The sequence below is a fragment of the Enterobacter cloacae complex sp. HYC074_NIDB genome (assembly GCF_056673345.1).
In genome coordinates this window covers 2,075,991-2,090,944 of sequence record NZ_CP114214.1, presented here as the reverse complement: position 1 = coordinate 2,090,944, position 14,954 = coordinate 2,075,991, and the positions used below count along the sequence as shown (strand labels likewise).

The following is a 14,954-nucleotide window of genomic DNA, read 5'->3' as shown; positions in this document are numbered from 1 at the left end:
ATACTGTGCCAGTATCAAAAACTGAATAACGCAGGTGGCACATGGAAATTGATCTCGATAACTTAGTCTTTAACGGGCTGGATGAAGCAGAAGAGCGCAACGCGGAACGTCTCGACGATGCGGATAAAAAAGCCCAGGCGATTGTCGCCGATGACGACTGCGGCGATGCCTGCAAGATCTGAAGAAAAAGCACCGGGCTCCCCGGTGCTTTTTTTATGAATGCCTTTTGCTACCTGATATCAGATCTCCGGCGTTTTGCTAAACCCGGTCAGCATCAAGATCAAGCTTTGGGGAGATGAGCCCGTCTCAAACTGATAGTGATTTCCCTGACGATCGCCACCGATATACCACGAAATTTCGGTCTTCCCTTCTGCCAGCGCCTTACGCACCGCTTTATCCACGTCCACCATCCGGTATTCGCGGGAGTGGTTCAGGTAAAGCACCGCATCCGAGCGGTAGTTGCAGGACGGTCGTGAATGCCAGCTTACGGTGGCCGGATCCCAGTCGTTACTCGCCGGATAGAAGAAAATTTGATCCGCGCCGTTGGTTTCCACTTTCCCGCCAAAAATTCTTACGCGGTATTTAAACTGGGCAGGATCCTGTCCGGCAGGCAGCGGTGGAATGTGGAACTTCACCAGCGACAATGTTTCGCTGTTTTTCGTGCGTCCACCGTTCTTCCAGTTATCCTGCACCAGTAAGACCTGGGGATCGGGCTGTGAAAGTGCGGGTTCCATGCTGCTGAGCCAGACGTTGGCCTTCGCTTTTGAATAACCATACGGCACGGTGGTGCCGCAATCCATTCCGCGGTTCATGCACAGGTCGGTCATAAAGCGCGCGGCATCTTCCGTCCAGCCGTTCATGAAGTCAGCATGCGCCGTATACAGGCTACCCCACCGCTCTTCACGCTCACTGCCATGCATGATGGGGTCGAGGGAAAGCTGGACTTTACTGGTATCCAGAGAGCTAATTGTCGGGAGCACGTACGCAATATTCATGTTCACCGTCGGGATCTTCACCGGGAAGGCGGACGGACACTGTCCTTTCGTATCGTAGGTGGCGTTAGCCAGGCCGTGGGCGGGCTTCAGGTTGACCCCGTCCCAGCAGTTCGGGAACTGAATGCCGATATTAAACTGCACGGCATCCTTCGCCTTGCGTAAGCCGCAGACTTCACCCGTTCTGGTGGTGTAACCCTTGCCATTGGCGCATAAAAAGGTGATATGCGGATTTGGCGCGGTGCCGTGGTGATCGCCCGCCAGCAGCGACAGCCCCGCCGGGAACGGGTGCAGCGGCCAGGCGTCAACGTTCGATGCTTGATAATAGGTTTTTTGATAGGCGGGTTTGACCACCGTTCCGTCCGGCAATTTTAGCGACGGAGCCCAGTAGGCCGAGCTGTCTGCTTTGTTATCGCAGGTGGTCTTTTCCTGGGTACGCAGCGATTCACGGCTGGAGTAAGCATCCGTATGCACGTTACCAAAAAAATCGTGCAGCATAGCCTCGTTGGGCATGCCGAACATCATAATGGCATCATCGCCGAGGGTGTGGGAATAACTGCATACAACATGTGCCTGTGGACCAGCGTGTGCCGCCTGCATGGTAAGCAGAAGTGCGGTGGCAGAAAGCGCGGGGGTTAATACTGTCCGTTTCATTATTATCTCCATCTGTGAAAGGAGATAGTGGTAACAAAACGGCCATCAATTACCGAGGATTAGCCTGGGTATTTTTCCCTTCATCCTCGCTTTACAGACACCACGCACAACTCATTCCAGTACATTTCGCGCGTCCGGCGCAGTTCAGCGTGACGTTTTATCATGGAACCACTCCGGGTCGATGTTGGCTACGTCCACGCCATACAGGCTGGCGACAGGCAGTATTGACTCAAGAACACGTTGCGCGCTGTTCTCCGCATTCGCTGGTCGGGGCGCAAAAAACCGCCGTAACGTGCTTATCCATTTTTTCATCGTCATTACCCTTCTCGCTTAACCTGTCCTCAGTTAAACACCCAAATTGCGCCGGGGGGAAATATCAAAATCCACTGTCGATGTGCAGGATCTGCAAATAGCGCCCCACCGTCTGCTCTCTTCTTTAACACCTTGTTCACTCATGCTTTTTTTCTCATAGCAAAGAACGATTCCTTATTTGGCGATAGCTTTCCCTTATGGGAGCGTAACGGGGTAAAACAAAAACAACGGGATGGCGTATGACTATGGCTGCAAAAATGAAAGGGTTTAAAAAACGGGCGCAGGTTCTGGGATTAGTGGCAGCCTGGGGCCTGGTTTCAGCGCAGGCGCAGGCCGATCGGCTGGCGGATATCAAGGCAGCAGGCGTGGTGAAAGTGGCCACATTTGATGCTAATCCACCCTTTGGCTCGATTGATGCCAAAACGCATGAGATCGTGGGTTACGATGTGGACTTCGCCAAAGCGCTGGCGAAATCGCTCGGCGTCAAGCTTGAACTGGTCGCCACCAATCCGGCTAACCGCATTCCGCTGCTACAGTCCGGAAAAGCGGATCTCATCGTGGCGGATATCACCATCACCCCGGAACGCGCACAGGTCATTGATTTCTCGACGCCTTACTTCGTCACCGGCCAGCAGTTCCTGGTCCCGGTAAAATCACCGGACAAGCTTGATGACTATAGCCGGGCACGCATTGGCGCCGTAAAAGGTACGACGGGTGAACAGGCGCTGCACCAGCGTTTTCCGCAGTCCCGCGTCCTCTCTTACGATGACATCCCGCTGGCGCTGACGGCACTGCGCAATGGCAACGTGCAGGCCATTACCCAGGACAGCACCATTCTGGCTGGTCTGCTGGCGCAGGCGCCGGATAAAGCCGACTTCAAAATCCTGCCCGACCTGCTCAGTAAAGAAGAGATTGGCGTGGGGGTGAAAAAGGGTGAAACGGCGCTGCTGAAAGCCGTTAACGATGAGCTGGTTAACCTGGAGAAAAACGGCCAGGCGGCAAAAATCTATGACGTCTGGTTCGGTCCAGGCACCCCTGCTCCACAGCCTCGTAACTTTAAAATAGAAGCCCGGTAATATGTTCTCAGGTTTATTTTCGCACTCCGCGGCCAATGCCGCGGATTTTTCACGTCTGGAACAGGCCAGCGTTGAGTTTCGCCATGTGGACAAACGCTACGGCGACCATCCGGTTTTAACCGACATTAATCTCACCATCATGCCGGGTGAAGTGGTTGCCATTCTCGGCCCTTCGGGTTCCGGAAAATCGACCCTGATTCGGCTTATCAACCAGCTTGAAAGCCTGAGCGGCGGGGAGATTCTGGTCGACCACAAGCCGACCGGACAGCTTTCCGGCAGCAGGCTACGTCAGTTACGCAGCCGCGTCGGGTTTGTGTTCCAGCAGTTCAATCTCTATGCCCACCTTACCGCCAGCCAGAACATCACCCTGGCACTGGAGCACGTTCACGGCTGGAAACACCTGCCCGCCCAGGAGCGCGCGCTGGCGCTGCTGGAGAAGGTCGGCATGCTGGAGAAGGCGCACCGCTACCCTGCTGAACTTTCCGGCGGACAACAGCAGCGCGTGGCGATTGCCCGCGCTCTGGCCTCGTCGCCGCAAATCATTCTCTTTGACGAGCCAACGTCGGCACTCGACCCGGAGATGATTGGCGAAGTGCTGTTGGTGATGAAAGCCCTTGCCCACAGCGGGATCACCATGATTGTCGTCACCCATGAGATGCAGTTCGCCCGGGAAATTGCCGATCGAATCGTCTTTATCGACGGTGGACACATTCTGGAAACCGCGTCCCCGGCGCAATTTTTCAACCAACCGTCGCATCCGCGTGCGAGGCGGTTCCTGCAAAAAGTGCTGGATCCGCTGCATCAGGAGCAACTGTAATGCCCGCTCTGGACTGGCAGGGGGTGCTGGCCGGACAGCCCCTGCACTGGATCCTCTCCGGATTTCTCACCACTCTGTGGGTGACGCTGGCGGGGATTATGCTGGCAAGCCTGCTCGCCTTGTTCTTTATGCTTTTGCGGCTTTCCGGGGGACTTCTCGGGACGTCGTTCGTCAGCGGCTGGGTATCGCTGTTTCGCAATACGCCGCTGCTGGTGCAGCTGCTGTTCTGGTATTTCGCCGCCTGGAACGGGTTGCCGCAGGAGCTGCGTGACGCGGTGAATGCAGACCACAGCTGGTCCATTTTGCCCGGTGACGTCTGGTGGTTTACGCCCGAATTTTTATGCTCCGCCTGGGGGTTAGGCGTATTTACCTCGGCGTTTTTAATTGAAGAAGTCGAATCGGGGCTCCGTTCCGTACCTGCCGGGCAACGGGAGGCGGCGCTCGCCCAGGGATTTTCCTCATGGCGTCTGTTTCGCTACATTCTTCTGCCACAGGGACTCGCTAACGCCTGGCAACCCGTCGTTGGCCAGTACCTTAACCTGATGAAGCTCTCCTCGCTCGCGAGCGGAATTGGCTTCGCCGAACTGACCTACCAGGTTCGCCAGATAGAAAGTTACAACGCCCATGCCCTGGAAGCCTTTACCGTCGGTACGGTGCTCTACTTACTTACCGGGATGGTGACGGGGAGCGTGCTGGTGCGCCTCGGCCCCCATTCAGGGAGGAAAAATCATGATCCCCGGATTTAACGTTATTGTCGAAAACCTGGATTATCTGCTTTGGGGACGTGCGACTGCGGGAGAACCCGGCGGCGTACTGCTCTCACTGCTGATGGCCGCTGGCGCCGCCGCGCTTGCCCTGCCCGGCGGGATTGTGCTGGCATGCGTCGCCTGGCGCTATCCCGGCGTGGTGCGCAGTGCGCTGTTTGCGTGGGCAGAGTTGATTCGCGGGATCCCCCTGATCTTCGTAATATTCTGGATGTGGTATCTGCTGCCGCTGATAACCGGCAGGGATCTCCCTGGCGCGACGACCGTCACGCTGGCGCTGGCCTGGTTTACCGCGGCTGCGGTGATGCATTCGGTATTAGCCGGACTGAGAGCCCTACCGTCGGGCCAGAATGAGGCCGCGCTTTCTCAAGGGTTCAGTACGCAGCAAACGCTGTGGCGCGTGCTGCTGCCGCAGGCGCTGAGAAATATTCTGCCGTCGCTGGTGGGGATTTTTATCAGCCTGCTGAAGGATACGTCGTTGGCGTTTATCGTGAACGTTCCTGAACTGACCACGGTGGCGGGACAGGTCAACAACCGGGTGCAAATTTACCCGGCGGCCATTTTTATCTTTACGGGTGTGATCTATTACCTGCTCTGCTGCTCGCTTGAGCTGCTCGCGAAGCGCTGGCGCGTTAGCCGGCCAGCGCTTTAACCACCGTTTCCATCGCTTTGGTGGTCAACTCACTGCGCTTAACGCGCTGGTTCGCCAGCGCGGTACGCAGTACGCCCGCAATGACAATATGTTTCGGCTCCTGCCCTAAATCACGCATTTCGAGAACGACCTTGCCTACCACCCGACACATCTCCTGGTACAGCGCTTCGTCTTTGGTCACATTGCCCATTGCCATCACTCCGTTGCCCTAAACCGTCAGCTTAAATCATTCGTCGGCTGGATACAAAAAAGAAGCCCGGCGTGTTGTTCGCCGGGCTTCGTCTGGAAAATCAGTCGATTAGTTGTTAACCGGGATGACTGCGCCTTTGTATTTGGTGCGGATCCAGTCCTGAATATCTTTGGAGTGCAGCACGTTCACCAGCGCGACGATATCCTTCTTCTTCTCGTCACCGCGATGAACGGTAATGATGTTGGCGTACGGGTTATTCTCACCGCTTTCAACCGCAATTGGATCGTGGACCGGATCCAGACCGGCATCAATCGCGTAGTTGGCGTTGATCACCACCGCAGCACCTTCGTCGTTGTTGTACATCTGCGGCAGCAGAGACGCTTCGACGTTAGGGGTAAATTGCAGCTTTTTCGGGTTCTCCACGATATCGCTGATGCGCGCGGTCACTTTATCGATGCCCGGCTTCAGCTTGATCACGCCCTCTTTTTCGAAGATGGAGAGAATACGCCCTTCCTCGGAAACCGCATCACGCATGATGATTTTGCCGCCCTCCGGCAGATCCTTCAGCGATTTGTATTTTTTTGAATAGATACCGATCGGCTCAATGTGGATTGCGCCCGCACTGACAAAATCATAATCCTTATCGCCCGCGTGATCTTTCAGCACGCTGTTCAGGTAAGGGATGTGCTGGAAATAGTTGGCGTCAATGTCATGCCCCGCCAGCGCCGTGTTTGGCAGTATGTAGTCCTGGAAGGGTTTAATCTCCAGATCGATCCCCTGCTTCGCCAGAATCGGCTTAGCCTGCTCCAGAATTTCCGCGTGCGGGGTGTTGGACGCCCCCACGGTGAGCGTATCCGCCCAGGAGGCAAAGCTCAGGGCGCTCAGGGTTGCGGCGGCGATCAGTGTCAGTGTCTTTTTCATGATGTGGTTCCTGTGTGTATTTATTAGCGTTTATCTAACAGTGAAGTAATGGCATCGCCGCAGAACTGGATAATGAACACGATGATCAGAATGGTCACCGTTGCCACCAGCGTGACGTCACCATGGTTGCGCTGGAATCCTTCCAGATAAGCCAGATTTCCCAAACCGCCGGCACCTATCACCCCTGCCATTGCGCTGTAGCTCACCAGCGCAATCAGCGTCACCGTCATACCTGAAACCAGTGCGGGTGAGGATTCCGGCAGTAAAACCCGAAACACTAACGTACTCAGCCGCGCGCCCATCGAACGCGTGGCCTCAATGACTCCTTTGTCCACTTCTCGCAGGGCAATCTCGACCAGACGGGCGTAGAACGGCGCCGCACCCACAATCAGGGCGGGCAGCGCAGCGTTAGCGCCAAGAATGGTCCCCACAACGGTCTTGGTGAACGGGATCAGCAGGACGATGAGAATGATGAACGGAATCGAGCGGAACACGTTCACCACAATCGACATCACGCTGTAGACCGTGCGGTTGTGGAATAACCCGCCGCGGGCGGTTAAAAACAGCGCCAGACCAAGCGCGATCCCCAGGACAAACGTCGCCACGCCGGAAAGCGCGGTCATGTAAAGCGTCTCCTGAGTTGCCGCCCAAAGCTGATCCCACTTCAGGTGCGGAAAGAGTTCTTCAGCCATGCTTGATTACCTCGCCTTCAATATCGCTTTGCTTAAGGTCGGCGAGGATATTGTTCAGTTGTTCATCCGATGCCACCACGTGCACCCAGAGCTGGCCGAAAACACCGTGGGCGGTTTGCGTCATTTTGCCGTGCAGGATGTTAAACGGCAGGCCGTAGCGCAGGGTCAGTTCACCGACGATCGGCCTGTGCGTGCTGTGCCCGGTGAAGGTCAGCCTGATCACCGTGCCTTCCAGATCGTTTGCCAGTTCGGTATTGAAGGTCTCCTCCTCCGCGTACTGGCTCACCTGGCGGACAAACTGCCGGGTGATCGGCTGCTGCGGATGCGTAAACACGCTCAGCACGTCCCCCTCTTCCACTACCTTGCCGTTCTCCATTACCGCCACGCGGTCGCAGATTTTGCGCACCACGTGCATCTCATGCGTAATGAGTACGATGGTCAGGCTAAAACGACGGTTAATGTCCAGGAGCAGATCGAGGATCTGATCGGTGGTTTGTGGATCCAGCGCCGAGGTGGCTTCATCACACAGCAGTACGTCCGGATGATTGGCCAGCGCGCGGGCAATGCCCACACGCTGTTTTTGCCCGCCGCTCAGCTGCGACGGGTAAGCATTCTCGCGTCCCTTCAGGCCGACCAGCTCCACCAGCTCGGCAACGCGAGCCTGAATTTGCGCTTTTGGCACACCGGCAATTTGCATTGAAAAGGCGATGTTTTCCTTCACCGTGCGCGACCAGAGCAAATTAAAGTGCTGAAACACCATGCTGATTTTCAGGCGTGCCTGACGCAGCGCTTCTCCCTTCGCGGCGGAGATATCCTGACCGTTAATGGTGACGCTGCCGGCGCTGGGCTTTTCCAGACCGTTCAGCAGACGGATCAGCGTACTTTTCCCGGCCCCGCTGTAACCGATGATCCCGTAAATCTGTCCCTGCTCTATCGTCAAGTTGACGTTATCAACGGCTGTCAGCGCCAGCTTTCCGTTGTCAAAGACCTTCGAAATATTGCTGAGTACGATCATTCTTATTCGTTATCCGTTACGCATATAGCGGTTTAGCAGTATGGATGTCCAAAAGATAGTAAACAGCCGTTATCAGCTTTTAAATGACCAAAAAAGAATTTCTTATAATTCTGCGGAATAAGCAGCGAACTGGCGGGTGAAAAAGCATTTAGATGAATGTCAGCAATAATCATCTGCCATTTGCATATCAGGTCACACTCACCCGGCGAAATCGGTTAATTTTGCAGCACTTTATGCGGATTTAGCCATCCTCACATCCGGACAACTTTACGTCTTGCTGTCTTTCCATCTGAAAACACAAGGATTATTCCTTTCTGTTCTTAAACCTGGTGAAACGTTCTTTATTGAGAAAATTTCATGGTTCTATCATCCGGTCATCACCTCTTCACAGGACATGACCATGACGCTTTACCACTCCGTCACCGAACTGATTGGCCGTACGCCGCTCATCCAGCTGCACAAGCTGGACACCGGCCCCTGCTCGCTGTTTCTGAAGCTGGAAAACCAGAATCCCGGCGGATCGATTAAAGACCGCGTCGCGCTGTCGATGATTAACGAAGCCGAGCGTACGGGCCAGCTAAGGCCCGGCGGCACCATTATTGAAGCTACGGCGGGAAACACCGGCCTGGGGCTGGCGTTGATTGCGGCGCAGAAGGGCTACTCGCTGATCCTGGTGGTGCCGGACAAAATGAGCCGCGAGAAGATTTTCCACCTGCGCGCGTTAGGGGCGCAGGTCGTGCTGACCCGCTCGGATGTGAACAAAGGGCATCCGGCCTATTATCAGGATTATGCCCGGCGGCTGGCGAACGAACTGCCGGGCGCGTTTTATATCGACCAGTTCAGTAACGCGGCCAATCCGCTGGCGCATCGCACCACTACCGCACCGGAACTGTTTGAACAGCTTGACGGCCAGATCGATGCCATCGTCGTCGGCGTGGGGTCCGGCGGTACGCTGGGCGGCTTACAGGCGTGGTTTGCAGAACATTCGCCGCAGACGGAATTTGTGCTTGCCGATCCGGCCGGGTCGGTACTGGCGGACCAGGTTGAGACCGGACGCCATCACGATGCCGGCTCGTGGCTGGTTGAGGGGATTGGCGAAGACTTTATTCCTCCGCTGGCGCACATCGAGGGGGTTAACCGCGCCTGGCGCATTACCGATCGCGAGGCGTTCACCACCGCCCGCGATCTGCTAAAAACGGAAGGGATCCTGGCAGGCTCCTCCACCGGCACGCTGCTGGCGGCAGCGCTGAAATATTGCCAGGCGCAGACTACGCCAAAACGTGTGGTCACCTTCGCCTGCGACAGCGGCAATAAATACCTCTCGAAGATGTTCAACGACGACTGGATGCGCCAGCAGGGGCTGATTTCGCGTCCGCAGGCAGGCGATCTTTCGGACTATATTGCCCTGCGCCACGATGAAGGCGCGACGGTGACTGCCGCCCCGGACGACACGCTTTCCACCGTGCTGGCCCACATGCGCCTGTACGACATCTCTCAGCTGCCGGTGCTCGATAACAACAAGGTCGTCGGCATCATCGACGAGTGGGACCTGCTGCGACACATCGGGGGAGATGCCGATCGCTTCTCCCTCCCCGTGACGGCGGCCATGACGCGTCAGGTCGAATATCTGGATAAGCAGGCCCCGGAGAGCGCCCTGTACGCCATCTTTGACCGTGGCCTGGTGGCGATTATTTATGACGAAAACCGCTTTCTGGGTTTGATCACACGCAGTGACGTACTCACCGCCTGGCGTAACCGCCTGACAAAATAAAAGGAGCAAAAGATGAAAAACCTGGCCACCCTCAGCGTTCACAGTGGTGAGTATCACGACCCGCACGGCGCCGTGATGCCGCCAATTTACGCCACGTCGACGTTTGCGCAACCGGCACCGGGTGAACATACCGGCTACGAATACTCCCGGAGCGGCAACCCAACCCGCCATGCGCTGGAGACCGCCATCGCCGAACTGGAAGGCGGCACGCGCGGGTACGCCTTCGCGTCAGGGCTGGCGGCCATTTCCACCGTGCTCGAACTGCTGGATAAAGACAGCCATATCGTCGCCATTGACGACGTGTATGGCGGTACGTATCGCCTGATCGAAAACGTGCGCAAGCGCAGCACCGGGTTACAGGTGAGCTGGGTTAAGCCGGACGATGTAGCCGGACTTGAGGCCGCCATTCGCCCGGACACGCGCATGATCTGGGTGGAAACGCCAACGAACCCGCTGCTGAAACTGGCCGACCTGGAGACCATCGCGGACATTGCCCGGCGCCATAATGCGATCAGCGTGGCGGATAATACCTTCGCCTCCCCGGTCATTCACCGGCCGCTGGAGGCGGGGTTCGACATAGTGGTCCACTCCGCCACCAAATATCTCAACGGTCATTCAGACGTGGTTGCCGGGCTGGCTGTTGTGGGGGCGAATAAGGATCTGGCGGAGCGTCTGGGCTATCTGCAAAACGCGATTGGCGGCGTTCTGGATCCGTTCAGCAGCTTCCTGACGCTGCGGGGCATTCGCACCCTCTCACTGCGCGTTGAGAAGCACAGCGCCAATGCGCTGGCGATTGCGCAATGGCTGGAGCAGCATCCGCAGGTAGACAGCGTGTTCTATCCCGGGCTGGCATCACATCCCCAGTATGCGCTGGCCCGCAGACAAATGGCGCTGCCGGGCGGCATGATCTCCGTTGTGATTAAAGGCGATGCGCAGCGCGCGACAGAGGTGATCCGTCATCTTACGCTCTTTACCCTGGCGGAAAGCCTTGGCGGTGTGGAGAGTCTGGTGAGCCAGCCCTACAGCATGACCCACGCCTCCATTCCACTGGCGCAGCGTCTTGCAAACGGCATTGTGCCGCAGCTTATCCGCCTGTCGGTGGGGATTGAGGATGCGAAGGATCTGATCGCCGACCTTAAACAAGCGCTGGAAAAGTGAGCAAAAAACGGCGGGCGTTGCGCCTGCCATCATAAGATGACATTAGGCCTTAACGCCTTGATAACAAACTTATGTGAATCTGCACAGATTGTTTTTGAAACGCTGTTTCCATTTTCCTTTTTACTGTAAATCAGCGTATAATGCGCGCCAAATCCCTGGTGAATGGTTTCAGCGCTTGGAATACAAAAAACAACGTACAACTTCTCCTCTCCTTCGTTGGGCTGGCACTCAGGCACACTTTCTTCTGCACGCTCATTTGATGTCACCTATTCTTAGTGCGTGTCATATACTCTTTCGCAACACAGGTTTGACTCCGCGGCGGCGCGCCCCCGGAGCGAGATTTCCATATCCTTCCCAACTTAAAGACTAAGACTGTCATGAAAAAGACGAAAATTGTTTGTACTATCGGCCCGAAAACCGAATCCGAAGAGATGCTGAGCAAAATGCTGGATGCCGGCATGAACGTGATGCGTCTGAACTTCTCCCACGGCGACTATGCTGAACACGGTCAGCGTATCCAGAACTTGCGCAACGTGATGAGCACGACCGGGAAAAAAGCGGCAATCCTGCTCGACACCAAAGGTCCTGAAATCCGCACCATCAAACTGGAAGGCGGTAACGACGTTTCCCTGAAAGCGGGCCAGACCTTCACCTTCACCACCGACAAATCCGTTGTGGGTAATAACGAAATCGTTGCCGTGACCTACGAAGGCTTCACCAGCGACCTGTCTGTTGGCAACACCGTGCTGGTAGATGACGGCCTGATCGGCATGGAAGTGACCGCTATCGAAGGTAACAAAGTTATCTGTAAAGTGCTGAACAACGGCGATCTGGGCGAAAACAAAGGCGTCAACCTGCCGGGTGTGTCCATTGCTCTGCCAGCGCTGGCTGAAAAAGACAAACAAGACCTGATCTTCGGCTGCGAACAAGGCGTGGACTTCGTTGCTGCCTCCTTTATCCGTAAACGTTCTGACGTGGTTGAGATCCGTGAGCACCTGAAAGCGCACGGCGGCGAGAACATCCAGATCATCTCCAAGATCGAAAACCAGGAAGGCCTGAACAACTTCGACGAAATCCTCGAAGCGTCTGACGGTATCATGGTAGCGCGTGGCGACCTGGGCGTTGAAATCCCGGTTGAAGAAGTGATCTTCGCGCAGAAGATGATGATCGAGAAATGTGTTCGCGCGCGTAAAGTGGTTATCACCGCAACGCAGATGCTGGACTCCATGATCAAAAACCCACGCCCTACCCGCGCTGAAGCAGGCGACGTTGCGAACGCCATCCTCGACGGTACCGATGCCGTTATGCTGTCTGGCGAATCTGCAAAAGGGAAATACCCTCTGGAAGCGGTCAGCATCATGGCGACCATCTGTGAGCGTACCGACCGCGTGATGAAAAGCCGTCTGGATTACAACAACGACAGCCGTAAACTGCGCATCACCGAAGCCGTGTGCCGTGGTGCGGTAGAAACCGCCGAGAAACTGGAAGCCCCGCTGATTGTCGTGGCGACCCAGGGCGGTAAATCTGCGCGTGCCGTGCGTAAATACTTCCCGGATGCGACCATTCTGGCGCTGACCACCAACGAAACCACCGCGCGTCAGCTGGTGCTGAGCAAAGGCGTGATCCCACACCTGGTGAAAGAGATTGCCTCTACCGATGATTTCTATCGTCTGGGTAAAGAAGTGGCTCTGGAACTGGTTGATTGTGGCCTGGCTCAGAAAGGCGACGTGGTGGTTATGGTTTCTGGCGCGCTGGTTCCAAGCGGCACCACCAACACGGCATCTGTCCACGTGCTGTAATATTTCACGAACAAATTATTGTTTTGTTAAAAAGCGTCCTTCGGGGCGCTTTTTTTATTCCCGCCTTTAACCAGAACTATTCAAAAAGCAAATCGGGTTTTTCTATTTAATCGCGATTTATCTAAGATGAATCCGATGAAAAATGCCTTTTTTAACATAGCTTTTTCGTCAAAATTGCCGATTTCGTTGCTTCTTTGAGCGAACGATCAAAAATAGGCGTAATCCCATCAAAAAAATATTCTCAACCCAAAAAACTTTGTGTAATACTTGTAACGCTACATGGAGATTAACTCAATCTAGAGGGTATTAATAATGAATCGTACTAAACTGGTACTGGGCGCGGTAATCCTGGGTTCTACTCTGCTGGCAGGTTGCTCCAGCAACGCTAAAATCGATCAGCTGTCTTCTGACGTTCAGACTCTGAACGCTAAAGTTGACCAGCTGAGCAACGACGTGAACGCAATGCGTTCCGACGTTCAGGCTGCTAAAGACGACGCAGCTCGCGCTAACCAGCGTCTGGACAACCAGGCTACTAAATACCGTAAGTAATAGTACCTGTTAATAAAATGGCGCACATTGTGCGCCATTTTTTTTGCCTTAGTCAAACCTCTACTGAAGCGCTTTCTCTCCCTCGTCTTCCGCCACCGCCGCTGAGACACGACTATTCTGAACCGACAGGACAGAATTGCTGGCTGACGAACCATTGCCTGTTGAAACGGCAACCGGGATCCCGGCTCTGCGCGCCAGGGCTTTATCGATAAGCGTTTTATCGCTACCTGACTCCGCTGCAAAAGCGGTAAACGCCGCCGAGTGCGTGAACGGCACCGTCTGTGGGTTTTCGCCCTCTGCCTGCGCCAGCGGCCTGTGCACTTCGATATAACGTTTGCCGTCCGGCTCGACGGAGAACTTCACCGGCTCATTGATAATCTGCACCCGCGTGCCGACGCGCACTTGCTCAAACAACGCTTTGATATCCGGCGCGTTCATCCGCATACAGCCCGAGCTGACCCGCAGCCCTACGCTGTCCGGCGCGCTGGTGCCGTGAATAAGATATTCCCCATTCCCGATACCCAGACGAAGCGCAAAGCGCCCCAGCGGGTTATTTGGCCCTGCGGGTACAACAGGCGGCAGTTTAATTCCCTGGGCCAGTGAGCGCGCTCTGATGCCCGCTGTGGGGGTCCAGGTAGGGTTAGGGATTTTCTGACTCACACGGGTGGTGCTGACCGGTGTTTCCAGCCCAAGCTGACCAATACCCAGCGGATAGACCTGCACGATATTTTCGCCAGGCGGATAGAAGTAAAGACGCAGCTCCGCCAGATTCACCACAATGCCCTCACGCTCGGTGTCCGGCAGTAGCATCTGGGAAGGGATCGTAATGACCGTTCCTGGCGCAGGATTCACCGGTGCAATGGTATTATTGGTTTCAAGGATCAGCTGTGCGGCGGTATTAAACCGACGAGCGATAGACTGAAGTTTATTGTCCCCTTCCTGAATGGTGTATGTCTGGTTTTGCCCAATCAGGCGGCTGCCTGCGGGCGGTAAAGGATAATCAACCGCCCTGGCTGAATTAACAGCACTGAGCGAACCAAGGAGTAATAGAGTTATTAGAGACGCGCGCTTCATGCTGAGATTCCTTATTCACTGACCAAACGTCAGAAAGCTGAAAAACCAGCGAGGTGGAAACCACCCCGCGAAACAGAATGAATGCTGTTCTGTCAGTTTAGCTAAGGATTGCGGCTTTGGCGCGTATGGCGCGGATCATCGCTTCCAGCCCCTGGGATCGGGACGGGGTGAGGTGTTGAGTTAAGGCCATTTTTTCAAACCACGGGCGAACGTCAAAGGCGACAATATCCTGCGCCGACATCTGGTGATAAAGAATAAATACGACGGCAATAAGCCCCTTCACAATGGCGGCATCGCTGTCACCCTGTAATTGAATTACGCCTTCATCCGTCTGCTGCATCAGGATCCATACCTGGCTCTGGCAGCCCTGAATGATGTTGTCCGGGTTATGCGCCTCTTCGCTGAGCGGCGGCAGGCGCTGACCCAGTTCGATGATATAAAGGTATTTCTCTTCCCAGTTCGCGCAACGCCCAAAGTTGCGCAGCAATTTATCTCTGTCCGGCAAATCTGCCATCTCT

18 protein-coding genes are annotated in these 14,954 nt (G+C 55.3%); 10 read left to right on the top strand and 8 right to left on the bottom strand.

Annotated elements, in window-relative coordinates; translation table 11 throughout:
* Nucleotides 1-41: 41 nt before the first annotated feature.
* On the top strand, nucleotides 42-182 hold the full coding sequence (locus O1724_RS10350; RefSeq protein WP_003857665.1) for a hypothetical protein: 141 nt from the start codon (nucleotides 42-44) through the stop codon (nucleotides 180-182).
* 57 nt (nucleotides 183-239) lie between these two features.
* Here the strand turns inward: O1724_RS10350 and O1724_RS10345 are convergent, their stop codons facing one another.
* A complete protein-coding gene (locus O1724_RS10345) occupies nucleotides 240-1,646 on the bottom strand; it encodes a DUF1996 domain-containing protein (protein WP_023315954.1) in 1,407 nt (468 codons plus the stop codon).
* Nucleotides 1,647-1,790: 144 nt separating this feature from the next.
* A complete protein-coding gene (locus O1724_RS10340) occupies nucleotides 1,791-1,958 on the bottom strand; it encodes a hypothetical protein (protein ID WP_032609053.1) in 168 nt (55 codons plus the stop codon).
* Between the two features lie 245 nt (nucleotides 1,959-2,203).
* Between O1724_RS10340 and O1724_RS10335 the strand changes: the two genes are divergently transcribed.
* The 4 genes from O1724_RS10335 to O1724_RS10320 are packed head-to-tail and all read left to right on the top strand — an operon-like array spanning nucleotide 2,204 to nucleotide 5,267.
* Nucleotides 2,204-3,034, top strand: a complete 831-nt coding sequence (locus tag O1724_RS10335) for an ABC transporter substrate-binding protein (protein ID WP_048241858.1) — start codon at nucleotides 2,204-2,206, stop codon at nucleotides 3,032-3,034.
* A 1-nt stretch (nucleotide 3,035) separates the two neighbouring features.
* The gene (locus tag O1724_RS10330) at nucleotides 3,036-3,851 is read left to right on the top strand and encodes an amino acid ABC transporter ATP-binding protein (RefSeq protein ID WP_126296611.1); all 816 of its coding nucleotides are present in this window, start codon (nucleotides 3,036-3,038) and stop codon (nucleotides 3,849-3,851) included.
* Entirely contained in the window at nucleotides 3,851-4,597 is a 747-nt protein-coding gene (locus O1724_RS10325) for an amino acid ABC transporter permease (protein ID WP_023324532.1), read from the top strand. Before O1724_RS10330 ends, O1724_RS10325 begins: the two co-directional genes overlap by 1 nt.
* A complete protein-coding gene (locus tag O1724_RS10320) occupies nucleotides 4,581-5,267 on the top strand; it encodes an amino acid ABC transporter permease (protein ID WP_022650927.1) in 687 nt (228 codons plus the stop codon). The genes O1724_RS10325 and O1724_RS10320 overlap by 17 nt, the downstream gene beginning before the upstream one ends.
* Here the strand turns inward: O1724_RS10320 and fumD are convergent.
* The 4 genes from fumD to O1724_RS10300 all read right to left on the bottom strand — a co-directional run bounded on the left by fumD (nucleotide 5,248) and on the right by O1724_RS10300 (nucleotide 8,085).
* Nucleotides 5,248-5,457: a fumarate hydratase FumD gene (gene fumD / locus O1724_RS10315; RefSeq protein WP_003857676.1), complete on the bottom strand. Its 210-nt coding sequence runs from the start codon at nucleotides 5,455-5,457 to the stop codon at nucleotides 5,248-5,250. The two genes, O1724_RS10320 and fumD, sit on opposite strands and share 20 nt — an antisense overlap.
* A gap of 108 nt (nucleotides 5,458-5,565) precedes the next feature.
* Nucleotides 5,566-6,378, bottom strand: a complete 813-nt coding sequence (locus tag O1724_RS10310) for a MetQ/NlpA family ABC transporter substrate-binding protein (protein WP_126296612.1) — start codon at nucleotides 6,376-6,378, stop codon at nucleotides 5,566-5,568.
* 23 nt (nucleotides 6,379-6,401) lie between these two features.
* Complete coding sequence (locus tag O1724_RS10305) at nucleotides 6,402-7,070, bottom strand: methionine ABC transporter permease (RefSeq protein WP_017384621.1); 669 nt, start codon at nucleotides 7,068-7,070, stop codon at nucleotides 6,402-6,404.
* The gene (locus tag O1724_RS10300; protein ID WP_126296613.1) at nucleotides 7,063-8,085 is read right to left on the bottom strand and encodes a methionine ABC transporter ATP-binding protein; all 1,023 of its coding nucleotides are present in this window, start codon (nucleotides 8,083-8,085) and stop codon (nucleotides 7,063-7,065) included. The genes O1724_RS10305 and O1724_RS10300 overlap by 8 nt, the downstream gene beginning before the upstream one ends.
* 400 nt (nucleotides 8,086-8,485) lie before the next feature.
* Between O1724_RS10300 and O1724_RS10295 the strand changes: the two genes are divergently transcribed.
* The 5 genes from O1724_RS10295 to lpp all read left to right on the top strand — a co-directional run bounded on the left by O1724_RS10295 (nucleotide 8,486) and on the right by lpp (nucleotide 13,362).
* Complete coding sequence (locus tag O1724_RS10295) at nucleotides 8,486-9,856, top strand: pyridoxal-phosphate dependent enzyme (RefSeq protein WP_126296614.1); 1,371 nt, start codon at nucleotides 8,486-8,488, stop codon at nucleotides 9,854-9,856.
* Nucleotides 9,857-9,868: 12 nt separating this feature from the next.
* Entirely contained in the window at nucleotides 9,869-11,014 is a 1,146-nt protein-coding gene (locus O1724_RS10290) for a trans-sulfuration enzyme family protein (protein ID WP_126296615.1), read from the top strand.
* A 73-nt stretch (nucleotides 11,015-11,087) separates the two neighbouring features.
* Nucleotides 11,088-11,384 carry a protein YnhH gene (gene ynhH / locus O1724_RS10285; RefSeq protein WP_418250632.1) on the top strand — a complete coding sequence of 99 codons (297 nt, stop codon included), beginning with the start codon at nucleotides 11,088-11,090 and terminating at the stop codon, nucleotides 11,382-11,384.
* A 7-nt stretch (nucleotides 11,385-11,391) separates the two neighbouring features.
* On the top strand, nucleotides 11,392-12,813 hold the full coding sequence (pykF, locus tag O1724_RS10280; protein WP_126296616.1) for a pyruvate kinase PykF: 1,422 nt from the start codon (nucleotides 11,392-11,394) through the stop codon (nucleotides 12,811-12,813).
* Between the two features lie 312 nt (nucleotides 12,814-13,125).
* Entirely contained in the window at nucleotides 13,126-13,362 is a 237-nt protein-coding gene (gene lpp, locus O1724_RS10275) for a murein lipoprotein Lpp (protein ID WP_001082307.1), read from the top strand.
* A gap of 60 nt (nucleotides 13,363-13,422) precedes the next feature.
* Here lpp and ldtE read toward each other — a convergent pair whose 3' ends face one another.
* Together ldtE and sufE are read right to left on the bottom strand one after the other, a co-directional pair.
* Complete coding sequence (gene ldtE, locus O1724_RS10270; RefSeq protein WP_022650923.1) at nucleotides 13,423-14,436, bottom strand: L,D-transpeptidase LdtE; 1,014 nt, start codon at nucleotides 14,434-14,436, stop codon at nucleotides 13,423-13,425.
* 97 nt (nucleotides 14,437-14,533) lie between these two features.
* The gene (gene sufE, locus O1724_RS10265; RefSeq protein ID WP_015570705.1) at nucleotides 14,534-14,950 is read right to left on the bottom strand and encodes a cysteine desulfuration protein SufE; all 417 of its coding nucleotides are present in this window, start codon (nucleotides 14,948-14,950) and stop codon (nucleotides 14,534-14,536) included.
* Between the last annotated feature and the right edge of the window lie 4 nt (nucleotides 14,951-14,954).

Excerpts from the sequence above, each read along its gene's own strand:
- O1724_RS10350 (WP_003857665.1), top strand. The coding sequence starts at position 42 with ATGGAAATTGATCTCGATAACTTAGTCTTTAACGGGCTGGATGAAGCA.
- O1724_RS10345 (WP_023315954.1), bottom strand. The coding sequence starts at position 1,646 with ATGAAACGGACAGTATTAACCCCCGCGCTTTCTGCCACCGCACTTCTG.
- O1724_RS10340 (WP_032609053.1), bottom strand. The coding sequence starts at position 1,958 with ATGAAAAAATGGATAAGCACGTTACGGCGGTTTTTTGCGCCCCGACCA.
- O1724_RS10335 (WP_048241858.1), top strand. The coding sequence starts at position 2,204 with ATGGCTGCAAAAATGAAAGGGTTTAAAAAACGGGCGCAGGTTCTGGGA.
- O1724_RS10330 (WP_126296611.1), top strand. The coding sequence starts at position 3,036 with ATGTTCTCAGGTTTATTTTCGCACTCCGCGGCCAATGCCGCGGATTTT.
- O1724_RS10325 (WP_023324532.1), top strand. The coding sequence starts at position 3,851 with ATGCCCGCTCTGGACTGGCAGGGGGTGCTGGCCGGACAGCCCCTGCAC.
- O1724_RS10320 (WP_022650927.1), top strand. The coding sequence starts at position 4,581 with ATGATCCCCGGATTTAACGTTATTGTCGAAAACCTGGATTATCTGCTT.
- fumD (WP_003857676.1), bottom strand. The coding sequence starts at position 5,457 with ATGGGCAATGTGACCAAAGACGAAGCGCTGTACCAGGAGATGTGTCGG.
- O1724_RS10310 (WP_126296612.1), bottom strand. The coding sequence starts at position 6,378 with ATGAAAAAGACACTGACACTGATCGCCGCCGCAACCCTGAGCGCCCTG.
- O1724_RS10305 (WP_017384621.1), bottom strand. The coding sequence starts at position 7,070 with ATGGCTGAAGAACTCTTTCCGCACCTGAAGTGGGATCAGCTTTGGGCG.
- O1724_RS10300 (WP_126296613.1), bottom strand. The coding sequence starts at position 8,085 with ATGATCGTACTCAGCAATATTTCGAAGGTCTTTGACAACGGAAAGCTG.
- O1724_RS10295 (WP_126296614.1), top strand. The coding sequence starts at position 8,486 with ATGACGCTTTACCACTCCGTCACCGAACTGATTGGCCGTACGCCGCTC.
- O1724_RS10290 (WP_126296615.1), top strand. The coding sequence starts at position 9,869 with ATGAAAAACCTGGCCACCCTCAGCGTTCACAGTGGTGAGTATCACGAC.
- pykF (WP_126296616.1), top strand. The coding sequence starts at position 11,392 with ATGAAAAAGACGAAAATTGTTTGTACTATCGGCCCGAAAACCGAATCC.
- lpp (WP_001082307.1), top strand. The coding sequence starts at position 13,126 with ATGAATCGTACTAAACTGGTACTGGGCGCGGTAATCCTGGGTTCTACT.
- ldtE (WP_022650923.1), bottom strand. The coding sequence starts at position 14,436 with ATGAAGCGCGCGTCTCTAATAACTCTATTACTCCTTGGTTCGCTCAGT.
- sufE (WP_015570705.1), bottom strand. The coding sequence starts at position 14,950 with ATGGCAGATTTGCCGGACAGAGATAAATTGCTGCGCAACTTTGGGCGT.